General features: G+C 41.1%; 26 protein-coding genes and 2 pseudogenes. 24 read left to right on the top strand and 4 right to left on the bottom strand.

Translation table 11 applies throughout. The features are described from left to right. Positions 1-23 precede the first annotated feature (23 nt). The 5 genes from IQ19_RS22035 to IQ19_RS22015 all read left to right on the top strand — a co-directional run bounded on the left by IQ19_RS22035 (position 24) and on the right by IQ19_RS22015 (position 4,194). Positions 24-257, top strand: a complete 234-nt coding sequence (locus tag IQ19_RS22035; protein WP_144545143.1) for a group-specific protein — start codon at positions 24-26, stop codon at positions 255-257. Positions 258-497: 240 nt separating this feature from the next. Next, positions 498-1,172, top strand: coding sequence for a helix-turn-helix transcriptional regulator (locus tag IQ19_RS22030; RefSeq protein ID WP_144545140.1), 675 nt, complete (start codon positions 498-500; stop codon positions 1,170-1,172). A 137-nt stretch (positions 1,173-1,309) separates the two neighbouring features. Continuing rightward, complete coding sequence (gene sdaAB / locus IQ19_RS22025; protein WP_144545138.1) at positions 1,310-1,972, top strand: L-serine ammonia-lyase, iron-sulfur-dependent subunit beta; 663 nt, start codon at positions 1,310-1,312, stop codon at positions 1,970-1,972. Positions 1,973-2,011: 39 nt separating this feature from the next. Then, positions 2,012-2,887, top strand: coding sequence for an L-serine ammonia-lyase, iron-sulfur-dependent, subunit alpha (gene sdaAA / locus IQ19_RS22020; protein WP_144545260.1), 876 nt, complete (start codon positions 2,012-2,014; stop codon positions 2,885-2,887). Between the two features lie 140 nt (positions 2,888-3,027). Next, a complete protein-coding gene (locus IQ19_RS22015; protein WP_242021088.1) occupies positions 3,028-4,194 on the top strand; it encodes a thermonuclease family protein in 1,167 nt (388 codons plus the stop codon). 318 nt (positions 4,195-4,512) lie between these two features. Here IQ19_RS22015 and IQ19_RS22010 read toward each other — a convergent pair. After that, positions 4,513-4,841, bottom strand: a pseudogene (locus tag IQ19_RS22010) (hypothetical protein); the annotation flags it as partial. Between the two features lie 142 nt (positions 4,842-4,983). Beyond that, on the bottom strand, positions 4,984-5,205 hold the full coding sequence (locus IQ19_RS22005) for a hypothetical protein (protein ID WP_144545136.1): 222 nt from the start codon (positions 5,203-5,205) through the stop codon (positions 4,984-4,986). 302 nt (positions 5,206-5,507) lie between these two features. Between IQ19_RS22005 and IQ19_RS22000 the strand changes: the two genes are divergently transcribed. From IQ19_RS22000 to IQ19_RS21975, 6 genes and pseudogenes are all read left to right on the top strand, one after another. Beyond that, positions 5,508-6,464, top strand: coding sequence for a Gfo/Idh/MocA family protein (locus tag IQ19_RS22000; RefSeq protein ID WP_144545134.1), 957 nt, complete (start codon positions 5,508-5,510; stop codon positions 6,462-6,464). A gap of 119 nt (positions 6,465-6,583) precedes the next feature. Continuing rightward, the gene (locus IQ19_RS21995; RefSeq protein WP_144545132.1) at positions 6,584-6,961 is read left to right on the top strand and encodes a hypothetical protein; all 378 of its coding nucleotides are present in this window, start codon (positions 6,584-6,586) and stop codon (positions 6,959-6,961) included. Positions 6,962-7,116: 155 nt separating this feature from the next. Beyond that, a complete protein-coding gene (locus IQ19_RS21990; protein WP_144545131.1) occupies positions 7,117-8,361 on the top strand; it encodes an MFS transporter in 1,245 nt (414 codons plus the stop codon). Between the two features lie 292 nt (positions 8,362-8,653). Continuing rightward, positions 8,654-9,373: a YebC/PmpR family DNA-binding transcriptional regulator gene (locus tag IQ19_RS21985; protein WP_144545129.1), complete on the top strand. Its 720-nt coding sequence runs from the start codon at positions 8,654-8,656 to the stop codon at positions 9,371-9,373. Positions 9,374-9,466: 93 nt separating this feature from the next. After that, positions 9,467-9,681, top strand: a pseudogene (locus tag IQ19_RS28695) (hypothetical protein); the annotation flags it as partial. 367 nt (positions 9,682-10,048) lie between these two features. After that, complete coding sequence (locus tag IQ19_RS21975; RefSeq protein WP_144545127.1) at positions 10,049-10,240, top strand: hypothetical protein; 192 nt, start codon at positions 10,049-10,051, stop codon at positions 10,238-10,240. A 57-nt stretch (positions 10,241-10,297) separates the two neighbouring features. Here the strand turns inward: IQ19_RS21975 and IQ19_RS21970 are convergent, their stop codons facing one another. Continuing rightward, entirely contained in the window at positions 10,298-10,903 is a 606-nt protein-coding gene (locus IQ19_RS21970) for a class D sortase (RefSeq protein ID WP_144545125.1), read from the bottom strand. Further along, the gene (locus IQ19_RS21965; protein ID WP_144545123.1) at positions 10,900-12,087 is read right to left on the bottom strand and encodes a processed acidic surface protein; all 1,188 of its coding nucleotides are present in this window, start codon (positions 12,085-12,087) and stop codon (positions 10,900-10,902) included. The genes IQ19_RS21970 and IQ19_RS21965 overlap by 4 nt, the downstream gene beginning before the upstream one ends. Positions 12,088-12,626: 539 nt before the next feature. Between IQ19_RS21965 and IQ19_RS21960 the strand changes: the two genes are divergently transcribed. The 13 genes from IQ19_RS21960 to IQ19_RS21900 form a co-directional block, all read left to right on the top strand. Beyond that, the gene (locus IQ19_RS21960; protein WP_144545121.1) at positions 12,627-16,034 is read left to right on the top strand and encodes a hypothetical protein; all 3,408 of its coding nucleotides are present in this window, start codon (positions 12,627-12,629) and stop codon (positions 16,032-16,034) included. 240 nt (positions 16,035-16,274) lie between these two features. Continuing rightward, complete coding sequence (locus IQ19_RS21955; protein ID WP_144545119.1) at positions 16,275-17,582, top strand: phenylacetate--CoA ligase family protein; 1,308 nt, start codon at positions 16,275-16,277, stop codon at positions 17,580-17,582. A gap of 42 nt (positions 17,583-17,624) precedes the next feature. Next, the gene (paaA, locus tag IQ19_RS21950; protein WP_144545117.1) at positions 17,625-18,584 is read left to right on the top strand and encodes a 1,2-phenylacetyl-CoA epoxidase subunit PaaA; all 960 of its coding nucleotides are present in this window, start codon (positions 17,625-17,627) and stop codon (positions 18,582-18,584) included. A gap of 24 nt (positions 18,585-18,608) precedes the next feature. Then, positions 18,609-18,959, top strand: a complete 351-nt coding sequence (gene paaB, locus IQ19_RS21945; protein WP_144545115.1) for a 1,2-phenylacetyl-CoA epoxidase subunit PaaB — start codon at positions 18,609-18,611, stop codon at positions 18,957-18,959. Then, positions 18,952-19,770 carry a 1,2-phenylacetyl-CoA epoxidase subunit PaaC gene (paaC, locus tag IQ19_RS21940; protein WP_144545113.1) on the top strand — a complete coding sequence of 273 codons (819 nt, stop codon included), beginning with the start codon at positions 18,952-18,954 and terminating at the stop codon, positions 19,768-19,770. Before paaB ends, paaC begins: the two co-directional genes overlap by 8 nt. A 22-nt stretch (positions 19,771-19,792) precedes the next feature. Then, on the top strand, positions 19,793-20,290 hold the full coding sequence (gene paaD / locus IQ19_RS21935) for a 1,2-phenylacetyl-CoA epoxidase subunit PaaD (protein WP_144545111.1): 498 nt from the start codon (positions 19,793-19,795) through the stop codon (positions 20,288-20,290). 455 nt (positions 20,291-20,745) lie between these two features. Then, entirely contained in the window at positions 20,746-21,054 is a 309-nt protein-coding gene (locus IQ19_RS21930; protein ID WP_144545109.1) for an EthD family reductase, read from the top strand. Beyond that, positions 21,047-21,826 (top strand): enoyl-CoA hydratase-related protein, encoded by a 780-nt coding sequence (locus IQ19_RS21925; protein ID WP_144545107.1) that lies wholly within the window; start codon positions 21,047-21,049, stop codon positions 21,824-21,826. Before IQ19_RS21930 ends, IQ19_RS21925 begins: the two co-directional genes overlap by 8 nt. A gap of 18 nt (positions 21,827-21,844) precedes the next feature. After that, on the top strand, positions 21,845-22,618 hold the full coding sequence (locus IQ19_RS21920; RefSeq protein WP_144545105.1) for an enoyl-CoA hydratase-related protein: 774 nt from the start codon (positions 21,845-21,847) through the stop codon (positions 22,616-22,618). A gap of 381 nt (positions 22,619-22,999) precedes the next feature. Then, a complete protein-coding gene (locus IQ19_RS21915) occupies positions 23,000-23,866 on the top strand; it encodes a 3-hydroxyacyl-CoA dehydrogenase (RefSeq protein ID WP_144545103.1) in 867 nt (288 codons plus the stop codon). Further along, positions 23,863-25,068, top strand: a complete 1,206-nt coding sequence (locus IQ19_RS21910) for an acetyl-CoA C-acyltransferase (protein ID WP_144545101.1) — start codon at positions 23,863-23,865, stop codon at positions 25,066-25,068. The genes IQ19_RS21915 and IQ19_RS21910 overlap by 4 nt, the downstream gene beginning before the upstream one ends. Positions 25,069-25,229: 161 nt before the next feature. Continuing rightward, on the top strand, positions 25,230-26,105 hold the full coding sequence (gene paaX, locus IQ19_RS21905; RefSeq protein ID WP_144545099.1) for a phenylacetic acid degradation operon negative regulatory protein PaaX: 876 nt from the start codon (positions 25,230-25,232) through the stop codon (positions 26,103-26,105). Between the two features lie 115 nt (positions 26,106-26,220). Beyond that, positions 26,221-26,473: transposase (locus IQ19_RS21900; RefSeq protein WP_144545097.1), on the top strand; the 253-nt coding region annotated here is incomplete at its 3' end.

The following is a 26,473-nucleotide window of genomic DNA, read 5'->3' as shown; positions in this document are numbered from 1 at the left end:
TTTGAAATTCAGGAGGGATATCAATGAGCGAATGTAAGTTAGATCATTCACAAGAAGACGTACAGAAAAAATATGAACAGCAGGCAGAATTTCTGCCAGAGGATATGAAACCATTATTCCAGTCCTTCTTCCAGGAAGAACATACCCAGGATCTATTAAATGAAGTTTTTCATCTATTAAAAAAGTTCGACCTTGCATCCCAAGAAGAAAAGAGCGAGCGTGTAAACAGGTTATACCTGGTTTTAAAAAATGTTTAAAAAACAATGCCACAGCCTTTGAGGCTGTGGCATTTGTTTATTTGTTTTATTACTTTGGAAAATAGAAAAATTAACGGGAGGCAATTTGCTTTATATTAGAAGATTGCCTTTTTGGTTACAATTTTTTTGTAGTTATTAAAATTTTATTTTAATTAATTTATTTTTTATGTTATGATTCAATTATTGAGAAATATAGAGTAGTATATTAATGAAAGCGATTACAAAAGGAAGTGACAGGAATTGAAGGAATGCCGTAAGCCTGTATTCGACTTGGCGATCCGGACTGCTGATATGCTTGTAAAAATGTTTGGTTCCCGCTGTGAAGTGGCCGTCCACGATTTCAGCGACTTAAAAAAATCGCTTATTCATATTGCCGGGAATGTAACAGACCGGAAAATCGGTTCTCCCATTACTGATCTCGTGTTAAATGAATTAGCCAAACATGATAATGATGTAAACGATATAGCGAATTATAAAACTCAATCAAAAAAGGGAAATGTCATGAAATCATCCACGATTTTTCTTCGTGATGATGAAAATAAGGTAATTGGCGCACTGTGCCTAAATTACGATATAAGTTTGCTAATGCAATTTAGCGGTGAAATTGAGGAGTTCATCGGCTTTGATGACAGCCATTCCAAATCCGAAAACTTCTACAACTCTGTCCAGGACGTTATCCACGAGATGGTCGAGCAAGTGCTTCAAGGATTTAAAAAGGCGCCTTCGCTCATGACACTTGATGAAAAGGTTGAGTGTGTACGCCAGCTTGAAGATAAAGGGACATTCCTGATTAAGGGGGCAACAGACTATGTAGCCTCTGTCCTGGGGGTATCTAAATTTACGATTTATAATTATTTGCAGAAAATCAGAACCATTAATGAGCTCCATCCCGAAGCAGCTATCGAACATAAATAAGACAATCCTTTCCTTGCTGACTATAACCAGTATAAACATAGTGAGAAAATGTATTTAAATCTAGAACCTTTGTGTTACAATTTTCTTTTGCCGCTAAAAAGATAAATAACGACCATTAGAGTAAAGGGGCATACAAAATGAAATACAGATCTGCATTCGATATCATCGGTCCGGTTATGATTGGACCTTCAAGTTCACATACAGCTGGAGCTGCACGAATCGGCCGGGTTGCCCGGACTCTTTTTGGAAAGCAGCCAGCCAAAGCAGAGATTTCTTTATACGGGTCTTTCGCGAAGACTTATAAAGGGCATGGCACAGATGTGGCCATTGTCGGCGGGATTCTTGATTTTGATACTTTTGATGAGCGCATCCCTTTTGCACTAAAATTAGCAGAAGAAGCAGGTATAGAAGTAATTTTTACAGTGGAAGATACGGTTACAGACCATCCGAATACTGTACGCATCAAGCTGTCAGAGGGAGAACGTGACTTGGAACTTGTCGGTATATCCATTGGCGGCGGAACGATTGAAATTACAGAGCTAAACTCATTTGAACTTAAATTGACAGGTGAGCATCCTGCTATTTTAGTCGTCCATAACGATCAGTTCGGCGTAATCTCCGCTGTTACAAATATTTTATCAAAACACCGAATCAACATTGGGCATATGGAAGTTTCCCGCAAAGAAAAAGGAAAAATGGCGATCATGGTCATTGAAGTGGACCAGAAGATTGACGAAGAAGTGATGGCTGAGCTAGAAGGGCTTCCAAATATTACGCAAATTATTAGAATGGTTGACTAATAGGATAAGACGCAGTGCACCAGGAGGGAAAAACTAATGTTGTTTAGAAATGTTGCTGAGCTTGTGGAGCTCGCTGAAAATAAAGAGGTTAAAATTGCTGAAATAATGATTCAGCAGGAAATAGAAGTTACCGGTCGGACTCGTGAGGAAATTATCGAAAAGATGGACCGTAACCTGACAGTAATGGAACAGGCAGTCGAGCGCGGCCTGAACGGAGTGACGTCTGTAACCGGATTGACAGGAGGAGATGCTGTTCTTCTTCAAAAATACATTAAAAGCGGCAAAGCATTATCAGGCAATATTTTACTTGATGCTGTCAGCAAAGCGGTCGCGACCAATGAAGTGAATGCTGCAATGGGAACGATCTGCGCTACCCCAACAGCCGGATCTGCCGGAGTTGTGCCAGGTACATTGTTCGCGGTAAAGGAAGTTTTAAATCCAACTCGCATGGAAATGATCGAATTCCTATTCACTTCAGCGGCCTTCGGCTTTGTGGTTGCAAACAATGCTTCCATTTCCGGGGCGGCTGGCGGATGCCAGGCTGAAGTTGGATCTGCAAGCGGTATGGCGGCTGCTTCCATCGTGGAAATGGCAGGAGGAACACCAAGCCAGGCAGCGCAAGCGATGGCGATTACACTGAAAAATATGCTGGGTCTGGTTTGTGACCCAGTTGCTGGACTTGTAGAGGTTCCCTGTGTGAAACGAAATGCCATGGGTGCTTCCAACGCTATGACTGCAGCCGATATGGCACTTGCGGGAATCACGAGCCGTATTCCTTGCGACGAAGTCATAAATGCCATGTTCCAAATCGGCCAAACTATGCCATCTGCGTTGAGGGAAACAGCAGAAGGCGGTTTAGCTGCAACTCCGACCGGGCGAAGGCTGCAGGAACAAATTTTTGGGAAAAAGCAATAACCCTATATAATATAATTGGTAGCACCAATTCTTAACGGAGTTGGTGTTATTTGATTTGCGGTGAAAAATTGGTTAACAGTGATTGGCTGTTTTATGGCATACTTGATAAGGAATTTTTTAAAAGGGAGAGAATTAAAAGATTGAAGGTTCTTAGAGGAGTTTTTTTCACTATTATTATATTATTTATGCTGTTATTAGGAATCATCATTCCAGCAGCGTTAATCGGGCTGGTTGTCTTTTTTATTGGATTGTTTTTAAACAATCAGTACCGCAGATATAAAACCAATTTTAAACAATCCGGCTGGGTAATGGCTGCAGGAATTGTCCTCTCACTAATTTTGGCTGTTGCATTTTCTGAGACCACTGAAACTGCAAAAGATCAGGACATTGAGGGCACTTCTGAACAGGAAGAAATGGCTAAAGAAGAGCGGCGGGAAGCCGATGAAAAAATGCAAGCAGAGGAAGAAAAGCTTGCTGAAGAGAAGGCGAAAGAAGAGGAAGCAAAAGAACAGGCCGAGGAGAAAGCAAGAATAGAAGCTGAGAAAGCAGAAAAAGAAAAGCAAGAAGAATCAGAGAGGCTGCAACAGGAAGAAGAACAGAATGCTGCCAGCTTGGGTCTTGAGTTAGTGACTGTTGGGAGAGTAGTTGATGGAGACACGGTTGAAACATCCGATGGAAGAAAAGTGCGGCTAATTGGGATTAACACGCCGGAATCGACAACAAAAGTTGAAGAATACGGCAAGGAAGCCAGCCAATTTACCTCATCCAAGTTAACGGGGAAGAAAGTTTGGATGCAAAAGGACGTTTCTGATACAGACCGATATGGCCGTCTGCTAAGACTCATTTGGCTTGAAATCCCTTCAGATGATATGGACGAAAGCGAAATACGTTCTAAAATGTTCAACGCCCAATTAGTGCTTAACGGGTACGCTGAACCATCAACCTATAATCCGGATGTAAAATACAGCGAATACTTCAGAAAGTTTGGCAGGGAAGCAAGGGAAGCTAATAAAGGTCTCTGGGCGTTTGGAAATGAAGGAACAACCAGGGGGGATTTGGACTATTCGGGGAGCAGCAGTGCGGCTGGTTCATCGTCAGGTTCTGGAACTGGCAATACCTCAAGCGGCTCAGAAGCCGATAGCAGCTCGTCCAACAACAGTGCTTCATGGTCATCGGAAAATCAATCAGAGTCTTACAAAAATTGCACAGAGTTGAGAAAAGTGTATCCGAATGGAGTTCCATCGACACATCCTGCTTATGACTCAAAACATGATCGAGATAAAGATAATTTTGCATGTGAAAGATAGAATGGAGGCTGATTCTTGCAAAAGAGTCGACTTTTTTGATGAAAACTGGCGGTTTTTAACAATGAGGACATGATTCAATCATTAAAAGGAAGCCGCCTATGTTTATTCGCTAATTTTTATGATTTCTTCGCTAAATTACTGAATTTGTTCGTAGGTTTTAGAGGTTTCTTCGCAATTTCACCATTTTGTTCTCAAGTTTTGGCAGTTTCTTCGTAAAGTTCACAATTAAGTTAATTTATTCCAAATAGAAAGCAGCCTGCTAACCAAAGTTGCAGGCTGCTTTCTATATTATTTCCACCTAATATTCTCCATCACAAATTAGCTTTCCGGAAAGGTAGGCATTCGAACAAAACTATAGCTCAAATTTTGAACTGTAATGTCAAACTCGATTTTGTTTACTAGAAAATCTATGCTAGCTTTCATGACTTCGACCGTGATACCTTCACCAGGGCTTCGCGATCACCGGAATGGAGCTTAACTTTTACCTCCGGATGCTCATGTAAAGCAAGCGCAGCAAAGGTAATAAATGTGGCAATCGCAACAATCGGCCTTAACACATTAATTAGTTCAATGGCAGCCATTTGTGTATCGAGCTGCCTGTCATCGAGCTCTTCGTGAAATGCCATTTCGTAAAGGGCTGAACCTTCTTCTTCGAATAAACACTGCACGAAGGAAATGGGAATACATTTTCGTAAAGTTTCGAGCCTTCCCTACAATTAACATAATGCCAAAATCAGCATTGAGCTTTACCATAGCCATAAAAAAAGAACACTGGCCTAAACCAGTGTTTTAAGATGTTCTTCTATGATGGTCATTCAGCTTAATAAGTGAACCTCTTTTAATCCAATAGTGGAAGTTATCTGCAGGAAAAACGCCACGCCCGCTGGATCTATCCATTTGAATGACAACACTGCTCGGGGTTACCTCCAAGATCTTAAGAGTCTGAGAACGGTAAAGATTCGGAGCAAAGCAGCTTTTGATTTCGAATTGCATATCTTTATCCAGGTTCAATGATAATACCTCCTAAAAGTATTGTTATAATCAGGATTCCCATTCTATATTTTTCTATCCATATATTGGCCAGTATAATTAACTAAAAAATCTCCAGCAAGCGTGCTGGAGATTTACATGTCCAATTTAATCGGCTGTGATTTCTTCATATAAACAGATTGGGGTCTGGTTTTGTTATATCTGTTTTAATAAACTAATAATCCTTAAGAAATAGCGATCAAAAAAATATAACTTTTGCATTTTTCAAATAAATTGTATAATTCATCTAGGTGCTATGAATCTATATAAGCAGGTGAAGGAATTTGAGTGAAAAGGTTAAATTGGGGCTAATTGGAATGGGAGCTATCGGTGAAAGGATATTACATCAATTTCAGCAGCATGGAGAATTTGAAATTGCAGCCCTCTGTGATCGAAACGTTGACCGTTTAAACAAATTTAAGAATGAGCTGCCGGATGCAGCAATGTACACAGATCATTTGAACATGCTTCAGGACGAAACGATTAAGCTCATTTATTTAGGGGCTCCGCCTAAATTCCATCATTCAATTGCGATGGATATAATCAGAAGAGGCAAGAATCTGCTGTGTGAAAAGCCGCTTGCCAATTCGGTTGAAGAAGCGAAAGAAATGGTTGAAGCAGCTGAACGGGCCAAAATTGTCCATGCCATGAATTTTCCAATGGTATATAGCCAGGCCTATCAGGTATTTAAAGAAAAGATACAGAGCGGAGACCTGGGAAAAATCAAAAAAGTAGAACTTCATCTGCATTTTACCCAATGGCCTCGCGCGTGGCAGAAAAATGAATGGATCTCAAGCAGAGAGCAGGGTGGATTTATCCGGGAAGTAGCTCCCCATTTTATTCAAATGATCCATGATGTTTTCGGGGAAATGTGCGATATTAATTCTTTTGTTGAATATCCTGAGGATGAACTTTTGTGCGAAACAAGCTTTATCAGTTCAATGAAGCTTCCACGAGGTATTCCTGTTCTATTTAACGGAATAGCTGGTATTGGACAGAAAGACCATCTTTCATTTAAAGTCTTCGGTGACAAAGGAACATTGGACATGGTGAACTGGGGCATTCTTTCCCAGAGTACAGCTGCAGACAACGGGGTAATCATCCCACTTGAAAGTTCTGATACAAGCAGCCTTGCCGGAGAGTTGCTTAAAGCAATCAAAGGTGATTCAGCAAAGCTGGTATCTTTTAAAGAAGGATACGCGGTTCAAAAAGTTTTAGAGGAATTAATAAAGGCAAATTAGAGGCTCTTTTGTGTCTCTTTTTTGTTGTTTTCCATTTCAATACATTTGTAACGAAATATTCACAGCTTTTAAAAGAACAGAGGTGATAAAATTGGTCTAACAAAAGACGAGGAGAGATAATGATGGAGGAGCTATTGAAGCAGCTGCTGGAAAGCAACAAAGAGATAAAGAATCAGCTGATCCAAATCGATAAAAATGTAAAAATACTTGAACACAGATTGGACCGCCTAGAAAAGGTGGATAGCATTGAACACCGAGTAATGGTTAACCAAATCGATCTCACAGATATAAAGGAAATTGTTGAAAAAATGGATTCTTTCCAGAGAGAAGAAATGAAGGATTTTTTGGAGATTATTAAAGAAACGACTTTAAAGCAAATGTTAAGCGAGGAAATTACACAAATCCACCAGCGGCTTGACGCTCAATTAACAAAGATAGCAAAGAATGAAGAAGCCATCCTGATGATAGAAGGGAAAACGTCATCTAAGGCCGTCTAAATAATGCCGTGTGCTAACCTCTTTTAAAGAGGTTTTTTATTTTGAAAATTTTTCATAAAAGTATTGCCAAAAAAGGGGTACCGGATTATGATTACTAAGAAAATATTTAGTGTATCGAAATAGAAATGTATATATCTTATGAAGGAAGATGACCGATGGCACTCCCGCTAAGTGAAACAAAGCAGAATGAGAAGCTCAGTATCCGTAATGGAATTGCAACAACCATTGTATTAAACATTAGTAATAATTATTTTCCGCTGTTTGCCATCAGTGTGCTCGGAGCAACAAATTTTCAAATAGGGCTTATCAGCTCGTTACCGCAGTTTATTGGCATGTTTGCCATGGTGATAGGATCCATGATTTTGAATCGCCTGGAAGAGAAGAAAAGATTTACGGCATATTCTTTCCTGGCGGCAAGGCTCTTTTTATTCTTGATATTTTTCGTTATGTATTTGCCTGCTGAATATAGAAGCTGGGCCTTTGTTCTTCTTGTCGGCTTTATGAATCTGCCGGGATCCTTCGCAAATTTGAGCTGGCAGAGTTTTATAGGCGATCTGATCCCTGATGACCGGAGAAGCGGATTCTTTAGCGAACGAAATAAAGTTCTCACGATAGTTGGTATGTTTTCTACATTTTTGATCGGCATCCTTCTCCAGCAATTTGACAAAACAAGCCCATTTCCATTTCAAGTTTTGTTTGTCTCTGCGTTTCTTTTCGGCTTAATAGAGGTTTATTATTTACTGAAGCATAAGGAAGAGAAGAAGGAAAAAAAGAGAGAGAAAAAGCGCTTATGTTTCGGGTTGGAGGTTTTCAGGCATAAGCCTTTTCTCTACTTTTTGTTTTGCAGCCTCTTTTTCAATTTCGGCTGGCAAATGGCATGGTCATTATTTAGCATTTATCAGATTAAGTATGCGGGAGCAACAGCACTGTGGATCAGTTTATTTACAGTAGCGAACCAACTGGCGCAAATTATCAGCTACAAATGGTGGGGGAGAATGGCTGATAAACATAGCAATGCAAAAATGATGATCCTTGTCTCTGCTGGAATGGCCAGCGCACCTGTTTTGACGATTCTTTCTCCTAATATGATCTATCTTGTTTTAGTGAATGGCTTTAGCGGGCTGTTTGTGTCTGGTACAGTTCTTATCCTATTTAACCAGCTCTTGGAGGTAACAGAGGAAGAAAAGCGGAGTGTCTTTATTTCCAATTATAATATTTTGCTTGCACTAGTGGCCTTTGTTGCTCCGCAATTCGGCGTCTATCTCCTCGAGCAAACGAGCATTGATATGGCGATGATCGTTTCCACAATCCTAAGAGGATCCAGTGCCGGAGTTTTCTTTTTCTTGTACCTATTCTTGAAAAAGAACCAATCGAAATCACTGCCTGCTGCCTTTATTTAGTGTGTAAATCTGACCAAACTCAAAGTCAATACAAGTTGTATTGGCTTTTTTCCCTTCTAGGCCGCAGTATAGGATTTTGTTATTTAGATAATAAAATATTTTTAGACCAAGACTTAAATAATTAAAAAAGGGAACCCGCGGGTTTCCTTTTTTAATGGAATTAAAAGTATATACTCGAAAAAGTCCCCACACTTAATGTATAATAATGGGGTATGAGTTCTTCAGTTGAAGAAGAATTCCATTACATATAATTACCTTTTTATAGATCCAAAGCTGAAAGAGAGTGGGACATATGGGCCGTAAATGGAACAATATTAAAGAAAAGAAAGCTTCAAAGGATGCGAATACAAGTCGTGTTTATTCCAAGTTCGCACTTGAAATTTATGTAGTTGCTAAACAGGGCGAACCTGATCCTGAAGCAAACCAGGCTTTAAAATTTGTACTTGAACGTGCAAAAACATATAATGTGCCAAGAAATATCATTGATCGTGCGATTGAAAAAGCCAAAGGCGGAGCGGAAGAAAATTATGACGAGCTTCGTTACGAAGGATTCGGGCCAAGCGGTTCCATGATCATTGTTGATGCGCTGACAAATAACGTAAACCGCACTGCTTCCAATGTACGTGCTGCATTTGGTAAAAATGGAGGCAATATGGGAGTGAGCGGTTCAGTAGCCTACATGTTCGATTCAACAGCTGTAATTGGCGTTGAAGGCAAATCCGAAGAAGAAGTGCTTGAAATCTTAATGGAAGCAGACGTAGACGCCCGTGATATTTTAGAAGAAGATGAAACCGTAATCGTCTACGCTGAGCCAGATCAATTTCATGCTATTCAGGAAGCCTTTAAAGAAGAAGGCATTACAGAGTTTACAGTTGCGGAATTAACGATGCTTCCTCAAAATGAAGTTACACTGGATTCTGATGCACAAGCTCAATTTGAAAAGCTGATTGATGCTCTGGAAGATCTGGAAGATGTTCAACGGGTGTACCATAATGTTGACTTAGGTGAATAAGAATCAAGAAAGGAGTCCAGATTAAATGATGGACTCCTTTTTTTGATAGTATCGGGTGGTCAATAATTTAATTATGTAAACAAAGTGATTAGCACTTCTCTTATGGATGAGAATGATGAAAATTTTATCATATACGATTGGCGAGCTCCAATTTCAAGCCTTTATTATGATTACTCACCAGGGGCTGCCAAGTATTGCACAACAACCGGAACTATTCATGGTGAAATGACTTTAAAACGGCAATTCATCATTCGAATGGTGTAATAGAAGGAATGTATGATACCGGAGTAGCCATTGGTGATCACCTAAGGGATTGAATTTGATGCTGTCGTGATTTACAATGCTTCAGATTATAGTAAAGAAAGAGGAAGGAAGCTTTTTTATACGGATTGTACAAGAGCCATGCACCGTTTAAGTTTATTCACACTCGGAGAAACTTGTCCTTTTATCGGTGAATTAGACGAAGGATGTTATAAATTTGTTGATATAGGTTGATATCTGTCGGATATCAACTAGCTAGCACTTGCTTTCTTTTTGCTATTTTGTTTTGTTTTCTTTTAAATACAGGTGTTTCAAAGGTGGAATACTGTATTGGAAATATTACACCAAAGAAAATTACTAGTTTAAACTCTGTATTAACGGGAAGAAATAAGGCGAAAGGAGAGTTTTACACATATGAATTCGTTTAAGATTATTTACACATTTGAAAAAGACGTAACTGTTACTGAAGTAGTTGAAGCAGAAAACAAATCCGAGGTTATTGGGAGCATTAAGGATCTCGAAGGATTCGTTGAAGTTACTGATTCCGATGACAATTACCATCGCTTTGACTTTGCAGACGTCAAATTAGTGACAATTACTCAATAAAAAAGAAGGCCTCTAAATGGCCTTCTCTTTAAAAACCCGCATAATAAGCGGGTTTTTCTATTCTCTCACTAAATCACCAACCAGGATATATCGCTGTGGTGCATCCCCGACAAAATCAAACGGGTAACAAGTTGTGACAGTCAGGGTTGCTCTCGGCTTAGGTACGATGACTGTTCTGTCGTCTGCATCAACTATTCTTACTTTGCGGACTTTGTAGGTAAACTCGCCTGCAGACGTGTTGACTACCAGTAAATCGCCTACTGTTACTTCGCCAAGCTTTCGGAATACGGTATCCCGGTGGCCGGAAAGGACAGAGTTGTCAGCTTCGCCCGGGAGTACACTTCCCGCAAAATGACCGACCCCTTTTTCCAGTTCATCTTCGTTGGTACCATGGAAAATCGGGAGGCTTGATGATATTTTTGGTATTGACAGCTCGCCAATCTCTTCCCCCGTTGCAGGTCGTACCGGATACAAGGTTGATCCATCAGTTTTCTCTGCCTTTGACACATGCTGATGATTTTGTTGCTCTATAGGTTTCTGATCAATTTGGGCTGTAGTTTGTTCAGCGTAGAAAAAGGGCTGTATATTTGAAAATACAAGCCAAATTCCTATAATAATAACTGCCGAACCAAGAACGGCCTTTAATACAGTCTTATTGTTCACGCAGATTTCACTTTCCGTTTGCGGAAAATGAACGCTCCTAATACAATTAGACCCATTCCGGCAAGAATACCTTCAGCATAATTGCCGGCAGTATTTGGCAGCTTGCCGCCTTTAACTGTTTTTACACTCTTCGGAGCAGGCTTGGCTTTAACTGGTTCCTGTTTCTTAATAACCGTTTCAGCCTGGTTCAAATCGCCTATTGTATCTTCAATCAGCTCTGAACTGAACATATCAGCTGTAATGACCATATCAGCAAGGAATTCGCCTTTTGTATTGAACAGCTCGATCAATAAGTCAAAGCCATTTGTCTCTTCTAATACCATCATTTCCTCTGTTGTTAAATGAATTTTTTCATTGCCTTTAACGAGATAAAACTCTGCATCCAGCTGGAACAGATCCATCATTTCCTGCATAATGCTAATAAGTTCAGCAATTTGTTCTTCGTTCAGTTCCTCAGCACTTTCAAAATCGCCAAACGCCATTAAGCGGCTTTCCAGGTCCATCATTTTGTCAAGAAGGGCTGGATCTTCAAAATCCAAAGTCATAAAGTGTGTCATTAATGCTTCAAGTTCTTCGTCAGTAAGGCCGATATCTGCAAGCATTTGAGTCAGCTCATCTTCACCTGGCATTTCATCTGCACCAAGATAAATGGAAACCATGATATCCAGGTCTTCAATATACTCATAGTTTTCCAAAGCATCTTCGTTTTCCTTAAGGAGAGCGTTAAGTTCTTCCATAGTAAGGCCGTAGTCTTCAAGCAGCTGCTGAAGAGTTTCTGCATTAATTTCTGTACCTGTATATGTCAGAAAAGAAGTTGTCGAATCCAAAGCGTCAATATATTTGAAAACGCCACGAACATTTTCATTTGCTTCCATTTCTCCATTTTCAACAAGCATTGCTGTTAATTCTTCCTCATTCTCGAAACCATAGTCAGCCAAGAGCTGCTGCAGGTTTTCTTCAGTAATTGGCTCACCCAGGAACTCAATTAAATCTTCCATCGTTTCAAAATCTTCCATATTTACATCCCAAAAATATTCCAGGTGGTCAATTAAGCCCTCTTCAGTCCAATTTATTTCCTGTAAAAATGCAGCCAGTTCTTCCTCGTTTGGAGCTGCATAGCTTACTGCAGGGAACAAACCGAATAATAGAACAGAAGTTAAAAATAATAGTTGCAGTTTTTTCAAAGGTGATTCCTCCGTAAAAATTAATAAATTTCTAGAATAATATAATGTAAAAAATATTTTTCGGATAGAATTGTTATTCAGAAATTTATCGGATATAATAATAGGCTTTTTTTAATAGGTTATAAACCCTAAGAAATGTACATTTTCCGAGGGTTTAATCTTTAGCAGTTGAAGGAAAAGGTTCAGAAGTATTGGATAAATCCCTTTTTATACCTCTGTTTCCTGCATTTAAATAAATAATTTAAATAGGAGAACTCTTGATAAGAGACCTACTGCTAATTTGGTTTTGTTAAAAAGCCTGGTTATTAAATGCGGGTTCCTAAAAAGAAGGCTATGTTAAAGCGCCTTGTTGATTTTGGTCCTATGTGGATCGGGAAAGAAGGCGCATTGGCAGCTCTAAACGATAATTAGACTATGCAGGAGAAACTTTTAAATTTTACCAAAAGGGGGGATTGATTATCAGTTTAAATATGTGTAAAATTACACCAATAGTATAAAATGATTGCAATTCCAATGATTGTTATAGAAGAGGTGATGTAATGGATTCTCAAACTGAAAAATACCATAAAAGCATTTTCCAATTTGAACTGGCAAAACTTAAAGAAAAAGGCTATATAACAGATGAACATTATGCAATCACCATGAGTGCACATAATAAATATTATTCTAACCTTGACGAAAAGAGGCAGGAGCATGAGCTGATCCATGCTGCTGTTATAAAACAAAATACAAGGCAGCCTGCCCAGCAGCCGGTTAAACCAAAAAAGAAATTATCACCAGAAGAAGCCAGGGAAAGAAACATCTCCTGGCTGTTGAATATCGGAGTCATCCTCCTGCTGATTGGCGGGCTGTTTGTCGCCACGAGCAACTGGGACACGATGTCCAATTGGATGAAGAGCGGCTCTATTGCTTTTGTTTCCCTTCTTTTCTATGGAATGGCCTATATTTCAAATAAAATATTAAAAATTGAGAGAACATCGTTTGCTTTCATTGTTCTCGGCAGCTTATTCTTGCCAATCTTTATTTTATCTGTTGGATGGTTTAAATTGCTTGGCCCGTATTTTTCATTTTATGGAGAAGGTCGTTTCATACTTGGAGCGGCTGGAAGTTTTCTAATTGTACCGATATACAGTATTCTTGCAAAGAAGTTAAGTTCTCGTTTATTTGTCTGGTTTGCTTATATTGCCCTAAGTGCCAGTGCAGGATATACATTAGCAGCATTCAAGCTTGAAAAAGATGGCTTCTATTTAGGCCTCATGCTTTTTAACGCTTTGCTTGCAGCTGCCTATCACAGAATCAAAAACCATGAAGACTTAAAGCTGTTTTCAAAAGAGCTTGTTTATTTTGCACAAATTAATTTGGTGCTCTCTACGATTTTAATGCTCGCTTTCTTTAATAGCCCTGTTTTTTACAGTGTAAATATTTTAGTATCTGCAGCTATTTATTTATCAATGGTCTATGTTACTGGTAAAAAGGAATTCCACTTTGTTTTTAGTTTATTGATTGTCTACGGTGCCTACCAGCTTATTGAACATTCCGTTTTAGATGTGGCTGCTCCGGTATTCTATGCGCTGGTTGGAACAGGATTTCTGTTAGTGCCGAGGATGATGGATCATCATTATCCTTGGGAAAAAGTGTTCAGGGTTACGAGTTCAATTGTCTCAATCCTGGCGTTTCTCTATATTTCGGTTGAAGGCATACTTCTTAGGATGAATGAACCGTCCGCTGCATTGCTTTTGGCGTACATTATTCTAGCCGTACAGTTTATTTATTTGGCAAAAATGATGGCTAATGTGCTTTTTGCGTACCTTGCCCCCATTTTTATAGCCTCTGCACTGTATGAGATTATGCTCATGCTTGATCAGGCATTTGGTTTTAAAAATTTTATTCTCCCAGTATTCTTTATCGGTTTTGTGCTTTTTATAAGCATAGGATATTCACTAAAGCATCCGATGCTAAAAGTCATCGATTCAAGCTCACGTGATGTGGGAAATGGCATCATGGTATTTTCCATATTGCTTGCAATAGGCCTTTGGGATTGGATGGCAGCCGGAACCATGCTTTTAATTTTTAGTTTTGTGATGTTCCTGGTTAATACGGTTGAAAAAAGAAGCTTTTATACAGAGGCAGCACCATGGGCCATCCCGATTTCCATAGGGTTCGCTTTTATGTTCTATGGAGAAGAAATGCGCAGGACCTTTAGCTTGTATCATGATTCACTTGGGATGGCGATGAATACGGTTATGGCTAGTGCTGTACTCTTGGTGTTAACTTATGTTTTAAAATGGAAGAATCATAAAACTGCTGCCAGAAATGCTTTTTTCATCGCACAGGGGTTTTATTCGATCTCATTATTTTCAGCACTCGTATTGCCAATCAATGATGTTTGGGTGAGGCCGGCAATCCTATTGGGCGGTGTGGCTATGTATCTGGCACTATATTTTGCGATAAAACAAGTATGGGTGCCGTTTTTTGCGGCAACGGTTTCTTTGCTTGCATACTTCTCTATAATAAATGGTCTAACCCTAGCAAGAGTTAACTTTGAATATTTCAATTGGATTCAGCTGCCAATAGGTGCATTTATTCTCCTGGCTATTGCTTATTTTTTATTGAAAAAAGATTCAATATTGGCAAAAGGCTTTTCTTGGATTGGCCATTTTTACATGCCGCTCGCAATGTTTCTGACACTATTCATGTATAGGGAAAATAGCATTTGGGGCTTTCTGGGCGCTTTGGGAGTTTATTGGATCAGTTCGAGAGTTTCCCGAAAAGAGTGGAAAGTGAAAGTCTTCCTATATAGCGCATTCCTTGCACTGTTCATGTCCATTTTAACTGGAATGGATCATATTAGGGATGGTGAGTACAGTGAGTTTGCTTTCTTGCTGGTAAGCTGTATTATTTTTGCATTTTGGCTTCATGCACACCAGGCTGATAAACAGAGAAGCATTTTCTTTCTTATTCCTTGGTCTGTGGTCGGCATTTTGGCATTTCTTTCAGCTTATCCATTTGGGTGGGTTCCATTTGTTGTTTCGGTTTTATATGCAGCTGGATTAATTGCTTACTTACACAGATTGAAATTAGATATATTGTCAGGAATTCCACTGTTTTTAATTTTTATTGGCACAATGAAATTCCTGTATATTAATCAAATTTCACCTGAGTTTAAGACTCTTACCGCGGCTGGGTTTGGTTTGATCCTGGCCATTATCGGCAAAACCATTTACAACCGGACTTTCTTATTCGAAGGCAAGAGGAAACAGGCAGACAGCTATACCATTACAGCCTTCTTATTCTTCCTTTCAATCTATCTATTTCATGCAGAGGATTTATGGGCAAAAGTTCTTCCGGGTTTATTAATCAGCATCTTTATTTATTTGCAGCGCAATAGAATTCCATCTAACCACTTCTGGATGCCAGGATTGCTTTCCGGTTTTGTTCTATTGGAACCGTATTATGCTTTACTGCGTCACATTGAGATTCCCGCACTTTTAACAAGGGAACTTTACGTGCTTCCATGGATTGCTCTGATTATTTTAACAAGAAAAATTCTCAAAGACCGATATGGCAAGCTTACAAATAGGCTGCAATGGGCTCTGCTCATCAGTGTTTCATTGCTGCTCGTACAGGATGGGCTTGCAAGCAATACGGTTTATGATGCGCTGATTGTCGGCACGCTTTCACTTCTTTCCATGCTGGCAGGAACTTTCTTCCGAATAAAAGCATATTTCTTTGTCGGTTCAGGAGTACTTTTGCTAAACGTACTGCTTCAGACAAGACCATATTGGGGCAGCCTCCCTTGGTGGGCTTATCTCTTAATAGCCGGCTCACTTCTCATCACTGTCGCCAGTTATAACGAATGGAAGAAACAACAAACAGCAAAAGGTGAAGAGCCTCTTATTTCAATTTGGAAGAATATTATTATAAAGAAATTGAAGGAATGGCAATAAAATTTGTTTTTATAGATAAAAAGCCGACTGTTTTTGTTGGCTTTTTTTATGTGCTTTTCGCTCAGAGGATTGATCCGTTAACTGAAAAAATAAATTAGTAAATTTTCTGAAAATAAGTTGACTTTTTCCTATTTACACGGTATCTTTGTGTTAAATATATGACACTTAATATATATTACGATATATAAACGTTATATAAAAGTGTTATCTTAAAATGATAATTTTCTGGGAGGTTTTGGCTTGATCCTGCATGATATTGAAACGGAAAGCCGCGATTTTATAGAGGAATTGCAGTTGAACCGGCTCAAGCAGACAGCGGAGAGAGTATTTAACAAAGTACCTTTTTATCGGAAAAAGTTTTTGGAAAGTAATATTGCACCTGAGAATATTAACAGTCTGGAGGATATTCGGAAGCTGCCATTTACTGTTAAAGCAGATTTACGTGAAAATTACCCATTCGGGCTTTTTGCCGTGGATAAGAAGGATATTATCCGGCTTCATGCTTCCTCTGGAACAAGCGGTAAGCCGACTGTTGTTGGGTATACACGCAATGATATCGAGATGTGGGGGAATCTTGTTGCCAGAGCGATTGCAATCGGAGGAGGCCAGCCGGGACAGGTCTTGCATAATGCTTACGGATATGGATTGTTTACCGGAGGGCTGCGACTCCATTATGGAAGTGAACTGCTCGGAATGGCCACTGTCCCTATATCTGGCGGTAATACTGACCGGCAGATTATGCTGATACGGGACTTTGAGCCTGAGGTTATTTGCGGCACTCCGTCGTATATATTGAATTTGGCTGAAAAGATGGAAGAAAAGGGTTTAGATCCTTCAAAAGCTTCTTTAAAGTACGGCATTTTTGGTGCAGAACCATGGTCGGAAGAGATGCGGCATACGTTAGAAAAAAAACTGGGCATTAAAGCATGCGATATTTATGGGCTAAGCGAAGTGTTGGGACCAGGAGTAGCCATGGAGTGCCATGAAGTGCAGGATGGATTGCATATAGCAGAAGATCATTTTTTCGCAGAGATTATTGATCCAGTAAAAATGAAACCGCTTCCAAACGGAGAGCAGGGTGAATTGGTTTTCACCAGCTTAACAAAGGAAGCTTTTCCAGTGATTCGCTACCGAACAGGTGATATTGCTTCCCTTTCTAAAGAGAAGTGCAGCTGCGGAAGAACTACGATTCGAATGAGCCGGGTAAAAGGCCGGATTGACGATATGCTGAATGTAAATGGCGTTAATCTATTTCCTTCCGAAATCGAGCATTGTCTTTTGCAGATTCCGGAACTTGCCCCTCATTACCAGATTCATTTACTGCAAAAAGGAAGCCTTAAGTCATTGGAGCTTCATGCAGAATGGAGCGAAGGATTTTTCAAGGAAATGATAGACGCTGATTTGATAAAAAGGAAGATTCAGCATGCTTTGAGGCAGCATTGCTTTATAACCATACAGCTTGAAGTCCATCCGCCAAAAACCTTGCCAAGATCGGAAGGCAAAGCTGTAAGGGTTGTGGATCGAACGAAGGAAAATGCAGTTGTTTAAATAGGACTTGCAAGACTCGTAACAAAACAGGGGGTGAACTTTTTGTCTGGAGTAATTTCTTATCAGGAATGGACCGAAGAACAAAAATATGAGCAATTTATAAAGCGTATCGAGGCAGGCGAAAAAATTGAAGCGGATGACTGGATGCCTGAAGATTACCGGCTGACCTTAATTAAATTGATTTCCATGCACGGAATCAGTGAAATTATGGGGGCTCTGCCGGAAAAAGAGTGGGTGCCGAAAGCTCCCTCTTTAAAACGCAAGCTTGGAATTATGGCAAAGGTACAGGATGAGATGGGGCATGGACAGCTGCTGCTCCGTGTTGCAGAGGACTTAATGAAGCCGCTCGGGAAAACGCGTGAGGACATCATGCAGGATCTATTCAGCGGCAGGCTAAAGTTCCACAACGTCTTTCATATGGAGGCGCCTACATGGGGTGATGCTGGATTGATTGGCTGGCTGGTTGACGGTGCGGCCATCATTACTCAGACCAATATGCTTAATGCCTCGTATGGCCCTTATGCCCGTGCACTCAAAAGAATTTGTGCTGAGGAAGTATTCCATGCCCAGCATGGTGAAGCGATTATCATGGCGTTAGCAGAAGGGACCGATGAGCAAAGAGCCATGGTCCAGGATGCGGTGAACCGCTGGTGGGAGGCTTTGCTAATGTTCTTTGGACCGGGAGATGCTACCACCACTGGCACTTCCAAGCAGGATACAACTATCAAATATAAAATCCGGACAAAGACGAACGAAGAACTAAGGCAGGATTTCTTTACAAAGTATATTCCGCGTGTTCTCTCGCTCGGTCTAACCGTTCCTGATGAAACGATGCAGTTCGATCAGCAACAGAATCTTTGGGTCTATAAACAGCCGGACTGGAACAAATTTAAGGACATTATTAAAAATAATGGACCGAAATCAAAGGAACGCCTCGGCCTCCGCCAAACAGCTTATGATACAAACGAATGGGTGAGAGATGCTCTAAATACAGCAAATTAACCGGACCAGATGGGAGGGAACGCTTTGGGAAGCGAAGGATTTTATCAGGAATTTGAAGTGTTCAGCAAAAGAACAGATACCTCTTCTTTGCAATATCAATTTTCGCTGTTGGCGCCAAATCGGGAGCTTGCCCTCGTCATGGCACAGGAAAATTTTATGAGGAGAGAACCGGTCGCAGACATTTGGGTTGTTAAACGGTCCGATGTAAGGAAAATGACTCCGGAGGAAAAGCAATCACTCATGCGGCTGGATAATAAAGAATACCGAACTACAAAAGGATACGGCTACTTGAAGAAGAAGTGGCGCCATTATGAACAGGAAATGCTTGACGAAAAGGAAATTTTATCATGGGGAGGGATGAAGAAAAGTGAATAAGCCTGATAATAAGCCATTCGATCCAGCTATTAAATCAGCTCTAACTGCTTTATTATACCAGCTTGCTGACGATGACTTCATCCTTGCCTACCGCGGTTCTGAATGGCTTGGCCTTGCCCCGCATATTGAGGAGGATGTAGCTTTTTCATCCATCAGCCAGGATACGATGGGCCATGCGGCGATGTTTTATCAGCTGCTGGAGGATCTTGGAGAAGGAAATATAGACAGCCTTGCCCACGGAAGGGAAGCGTCCGAGCGTAAAAATGCCGTTCTTTTGGAAATGGTAAATGGCCCGGGGCATTACTTATCCACAGCCCAATACGACTGGGCCTTCGCTGTTGTAAGAAACTATTTTTACGTACAGGCCAAGAAGGTCCGAATGGACTCATTGAAAAATTCATCTTATCAGCCGTTAGCCGATGTGGCATTAAAGGTAAATATGGAGCTTTACTATCATCTCCTTCACTGGAAAACCTGGTTTGTGCAGTTAATGCAGGCAGGCGGCGAAGCAAGGCCGAGAATGGAAGCTGCGATCAAAAAGGTTCTTGGCGATTTTGAAGGCGTGCTTACATTGGGACCGCTTGGGAATGAAATTGCAGAGCATGGTCTGATTGAAGCTGAAGAGAGGTTAAAACAGCGCTGGCTTTTTATGATGGAGCCTGTCTTTGAATCTGTAAATCTATCGGTATCCGAGTCTGTTTTCGCAATGAAAAATGGAAATGGCCGCAAAGGGGAACATACAGCTGACCTTGATGCCGCTTTATCCACTTTAAGCGAAGTGTATAACGTAGATCCGGCTGCAAGCTGGTAAGTTTTTTTAAGGGATGATAAATATGGAGCAAATTCAAGTAATGGAAAAAGCAGCGTTAGAAGCGCTTCATAATGTGAAGGACCCTGAAATAGACTCTATTTCAATTGTTGATTTGGGGATGGTTGAGCATTTAAAGGCAGAGGGGAGTACAGTTATGGTAGAACTTCTTCCAACTTTTATGGGCTGCCCGGCGCTGGACATTATTCGGAAAAATGTAGAAGCCGAATTGGGAAAGCTGGGCTCCTTTGAGAAAATAGAAGTCCAGTTTATCTATCATCCGCCATGGACCTCTGACAGGGTTACAGAAAAGGGAAGAATCCAGCTAAAAGAATTCGGTATTGCCCCGCCGCCTGAATTGATCAGCGAAACAGGGGAATGGCATGTTGAATGCCCGTTTTGCGGATCGGCCTACACCACGATGGATAACCTCTTCGGACCGACTGCATGCCGCAGTATTTTGTACTGTAAATCCTGCCGGAACCCATTTGAGGCAATGAAGCCAGTATCGACAATGATGTAGGAAGGGAAAATTCTTATTTTTGTCCAGAGTGCCGAAAGACCAACAAGTGACGCATAAATTTCAAAAGTGGCACATAACTGTGGAAAAGTAACGCATAAAATCGGAAAGTGATGCATATATCGGAAAAATAGTTTCGAAACTTTTAAAAGTGAAGCATATTTCGAAAAATGCTCATATGGCATAGTTTTTTCCGCCATTATCAGTACAAATTGTACCTAATGTTAGATAAATTTCAGAACATGCTAGATAAATCTTCAAACATGCAAGATAAAATACGCAAGGTGCCAGTAATTTTCAATAATATGCTAAATAAACCAAGACACATGTTAGACAACTCCTGGAGATTTAGGTTAAAACTAAATTCTTTCGTGATCAAAGCTTATCACATATCAATTCATTTGCAGGAATACTTTTAATTGAACAACCAAATACAAAACCGAGAGGAAGTTGACCAAATGGTAAAATTAATCGCTCTTTATAAACACCCCGAAAATAAGGAGGCATTTGATGACCATTATTTTAATACGCATGCGCCAATCACAGCCAAAATTCCGGGTCTTCGTAAAATGGAGGTTACAAAAATTGTTGGCAGTCCTATGGGGGGCGAAGGGAAGTACTATTTGATGTGTGAAATGTATTATGACAGCCATGATGCGCTGCAAACTGCTATGAGGACAGACGAAGGAAAGGCATCAGGCAAAGATGCCATGAAGTTTGCAGGTGATTTGATCACCCTTATGATTGGTGAGGAAGCAGATGAGTAAAACCTATGAATATATTGAAGTTTCAAAGCAAGACCAGCTTGGATTAATAGCTTTGAACCGGCCGAAAGTTCTCAATGCCATCAACCGGCCAATGGTATCAGAAATTCTTGATGCCATGGAAAGCTTTGAGACCGACATCGGCGTACGTGCCATCGTATTAAGCGGCAAGGGCAGGGCTTTCGCTGCCGGTGCTGATATTGATGAAATGGCCAATGATAACGCAATTGATTTTGAGCTCCGAAACCAATTCAAGGATTGGGACCGCCTTGCCATGATCAAAAAACCGATCATCGGTGCGGTGCAGGGCTTCGCACTTGGCGGAGGATTTGAGCTTGCTTTATGCTGTGACTTGCTTTATTCGGCTGATGATGCAGAATTCGGTTTCCCGGAAGTAAATCTAGGTGTCATGCCCGGTGCAGGGGGTACACAGCGGCTTACGAAGCTCGCTGGTAAAACGAAGGCGATGGAATGGCTTTTTACAGGAAAAAGGATTTCTGCCCGCGAAGCGCTTCACCATGGCATTGTCAACCAGCTGATTTCCAAGGAGCTTCTCATGGAGGAGACCATGAAAGCGGCTGAACAAATTGCCAATCAGGCGCCGATTTCCATTCGGCTTATAAAAGAAGCCATCCTTAAAGCGGTGGACACTCCTTTAAATGAAGGAATGGAATTTGAGCGAAAAAACTTCTATCTATTATTCTCTACAGATGATCAAAAAGAAGGTATGCAGGCATTTATCGAAAAACGAAAGCCTCATTTTAAAGGGAAATAGAGGAGGTGTACATAGCATATGTTCGAAACAGTCAAATATGAAGTGAAAAATGGTGTAGCTTGGATCACTCTAAATCGCCCTGATAAATTGAATGCGTTTACTGAGCAGGTAAATAAAGAGGTTCAACAGTCAATTAAGCAGGCAAGCAGAGATATGGAGGTCCGTTGCCTCGTCATCACAGGTGAAGGCCGCGCCTTCTGCTCAGGCCAGGACCTTGAAGGTGTAAACGAGAATATGGATCATGGGCAGGTACTCCGAAAATTTTATAACCCTATGGTAATGGAACTGGATAAATGTGAAAAGCCGGTCGTTGCAGCGGTTAACGGTGTTGCAGCAGGAGCCGGGATGAGCCTGGCATTGGCATGCGATTTTCGCCTTCTTTCTGAAAAAGCTAGCTTCATAGAAGCTTTTATCCATGTGGGATTAGTCCCCGATGCAGGAAATCTGTATTTTCTGCCAAAGCTGATTGGTCATGCAAGATCCATGGAGCTCGCGGTACTCGGTGAAAAAATATCTGCACAGGAAGCAAAGGAGCACGGCCTCGCTACAAAGGTGATTCCGCTGGAACAATGGCATGATGAGGTTTCAGTATTTGCTGAAAGACTAGCCAAAATGCCGACAGCCGCAATTGGCCTCATAAAAAAGAATTTGAAGGCAAGCTGGGAATCCACCTTGGAAGAGAGCCTGGAGCGGGACGCACAGGGGCAGCGCATTGCTGGCCTTACCCTTGACCATAAAGAAGGCGTCAAGGCTTTTATGGAAAAACGCAAGCCTGTTTTTCAAGGGAAGTAAAATAATCTGCCGGAAGCCAGGTAAGGGCACCGGCATCAATCAGCAAAATATTTGCCCGTCATATGTTCTAATTTACGAGCATCTCGTTTCGGGTGCTCGTCTTTTTATAAGATTATGTTAAAGCTCATTGTATATTTTGGCACCCTGTTGATTGGAGCGGAAGGCACGAGATCCTCGAAAATACATTCGCATTTTCTTCCTTCGGTGCATACTCGAGGTTGCTTATTCAATGTCCTGCGGGAAACGCGAGTCAAAAGGAGACCCCGCAGGCGTTTACGCCGAGGAGCGTCGGACCGCCCGCGGAAAGCTTGGGAGCCTGGAGTGGAAATCAGCAGGCAAGTTTAAACAGAGACTTTTAAAAATCTGAAAGGGGGCTTTCAATTGAAAAATCTTGTAGTGATTGGTTCTGGCGTAATGGGGCGCGGAATTGCATATGTTAGTGCAGTCGGAGGATTTAAAACCACTCTGGTTGATATCAGCCAGGAACAATTAGCCAATGCGGAAAAAGAGATTAATAACATATTTGAAAGAGGGCTAGCCCGAAAAAAGTTAACTTTTACGGAAATGGAAGAAAGCAAAAGCCGTCTTCAATATTCAGTAAGCCTGGCCCAGCATTTGAAAGAGGCTGACCTTGTCATAGAAGCGGTGCCTGAAGTGATGGACATTAAGAAAAATATATTTGAAGTAATCGATCAGCACGCTTCTGAGACCTGCTGCTTTGCAACCAATACTTCCACTATGAGCCCGACAGAGATTGGGTCATATACAAAACGGCCTGATAAAGTGATTGCCATGCATTTTTTCAATCCTGTCCATAAAATGCCCCTGGTGGAAATCATTAAAGGGCTGGAAACAAGTGATGAAACTGCAGAAGCGATTAGAAGAGCTGCTGAGCAAATGGGGAAAGAAACGGTTGTAATCAATGAGTTTCCTGGATTCGTGACGAGCAGAATCAGTGCGCTTGTCGGAAATGAGGCATTTTATATGCTTCAGGAAGGTGTAGGAACCCCTGAGGAAATTGATAAAGCCATTAAGCTCGGCTTGAATTACCCGATGGGCCCGTTTGAGCTGGGGGATCTTGTCGGGCTTGATACCCGCCTGAATAACCTAAACTATCTGCACAGCAAGCTGGGTGAAAAATATCGTCCTGCACCGCTTCTTGAGCAGTATGTGAAGGCAGGCAGACTCGGCCGCAAATCGGGCAGAGGAGTATACGATTATTCCGCCAAGGAGGAATTTGCACAATGAGAGAAGTGGTCATATTAGATGCAGTCAGGACACCGATCGGGCGATATAAAGGGGCATTAAAAAGTATTCGTCCAGATGATTTGGGTGCCATGGTCATAAAAGCCCTGCTCGGGCGGAATCCTAATATAGATCCTCAGGAAATTGAAGAGGTCATATTTGGGAATGCCAACCAGGCAGGTGAGGATAACCGAAATGTTGCCAGAATGTCAGCGCTTCTTGCCGGTTTGCCAGTGGAGGTCGCAGCTTCTACCGTAAACCGGCTGTGCGGTTCAGGACTGGATGCAGTTAATTATGCCGCCAGGGCCATACTGGCCGGAGAAGGCGACATTTTCATTGCTGGCGGTACTGAAAGCATGACACGAGCGCCATTCGTCATGGCCAAACCGAACAGCGAATTTCCAAGAGGCAACATGGAAATGTATGACACAACAATTGGCTGGCGTTTTACAAATAGTAAATTGAAAGAAATATATGGAGCGGAAAGTATGCCCGAAACAGCAGAAAATGTTGCTGAAAGGTTTGGAATAACGCGTGAAGAGCAGGACCAGTTTGCCTTGGAGAGCCAGATGAAAGCAAAGCTGGCGATAGAAAAAGGCCTTTTTAAAGATGAAATCATACCTGTCACTTATACGGATAGAAAAGGAAATGAAATCACTATAGCTCAGGACGAACATCCGCGCCCGGAAACAACCTATGAAAAACTCTCAGGGTTAAAGCCGATTTTTAAGGGCGGAACGGTAACTGCAGGAAATGCTTCAGGAGTGAATGATGGCGCATCAGCTTTGCTGCTGATGTCAGCCGAAAAGGCCAAGAAACTAGGTCTTGCGCCCCTGGGGAAATACGTAGTTTCCGCAACAGCAGGATTGGAACCATCAATCATGGGAGTCGGCCCAGTTTTTTCAACATGGAAAGCACTGAATAGAGCCGGACTTAAAATAGAGGATATTGATTTAACAGAACTGAATGAGGCTTTTGCTTCCCAATCACTTGCCTGTATAAAAGAGCTTGAAGCAGATCCTAAACACGTGAATGTGAATGGAGGGGCGATTGCATTCGGCCATCCGCTGGGAGCAAGCGGTGCGAGAATCCTGACGACTCTTTTACATGAAATGAAAAGGCGGAACTCTAAATATGGCCTTGCCACCATGTGTGTGGGAGTCGGCCAGGGGATCTCAACAATCGTCAAACGTGTTGAAAACTAATTGCCCAAAACCATAGGGGACCAGGTTCTCTATGGTTTTTTATTCACAGGATATTTAGTATTCCGAAAAAATATTTTTCAAAACCAAATAAATTTAGTACAATTGTTATATAACGTATTTTTTCCGTGTAACTCTCTTAATGAAATGAGGATGGAAGCAAGTTGAATACAAGGTCAATGATTTTTACACTTTATGGAGATTATATATCACACTATGGAAGCAAAATCTGGATTGGCAGCCTCATCAAGCTTTTAAGCGAATTTGGCCATAATGACCAGTCTGTCAGGGCGGCCATTTCGAGAATGAATAAGCAAGGGTGGGTACAGGCTGAAAAGATCGGCAATAAAAGCTATTACTCTTTAACACCAAGAGGCCAGAAAAGGATTGAGGAAGCAGCAAAGCGTATTTTTAAATTAAAGCCGGAGGAATGGGATGGCCACTGGCGGATTCTCATGTATACCATTCCGGAAGAAATCCGAAATGTACGGGATGAATTGCGCAAGGAGCTTGTTTGGAGCGGTTTTGGATCCATGTCCAGCAGCTGTTGGATTTCTGCGAATAACCTGGAGAAGCAAGTATTTGATTTGATTGAGAAATACGATATTGCCAATTATGTTGATTTCTTTATTGCCAGATATGCAGGGCCGCATAAAAATATTGAAATTGTTGAAAAGAGCTGGAATCTGCAGGAAATTAATGACCGATACCAGGAATTTATTTCTGAGTACAGCCAAAAATATATAATTGATAAAAATAAAATACAAAGAGGCAATATGAGTGATGCTGAATGCTTTGTAGAAAGAACAAAGCTAGTCCATGAGTACAGGAAATTCCTCTTTGTTGATCCGGGACTTCCGGAGGAACTTCTTCCTGACAAGTGGCTTGGCAGCCATGCCGCTGCTTTGTTCAGTGATTATTATAAGGAACTTGCGGAACCGGCTTCCAGATTTTTCGAATGTGTATTTAAGGAAGGGAATGAACTGAAAAACAGGGATGCTGATTATGACGTGCTAAACCATCCATATATGGTCGAGTAATAAAGAGCCATCATGTTGCCAAAAGGGAACTAGACTAACCTAGATAAATGAGACACTATAAAACACCTTCGAAATGGTACACTTAATTAAAGTGTTAATTCGGAGGTGTTTTTGCGTGGGCAAAAACGTATATTCAAATGAGGTTAAATGGGCAGTAGTTAAAGATAAGATGAGTGGTCAGTTTACGAATCAAGAAATCATGGAGAAGTATGGGATTAAAAATGTGTCTCAAATCAAAACGTGGATGAAATGGTATCGTGAAAATCAGGTGCATCGATTCGACCAACCAATAGGTAAACAATATTCATATGGTCATGGACCTGACAGTTCAAGTGATGAAGAGAAAAAAGAACGCCAAATGAATCACT

The organism is Cytobacillus oceanisediminis, assembly GCF_007830235.1.
Classification (GTDB): Bacteria; Bacillota; Bacilli; order Bacillales; family Cytobacillaceae; genus Cytobacillus; species Cytobacillus oceanisediminis.
This window is presented reverse-complemented; position numbering and strand designations above follow the sequence as displayed.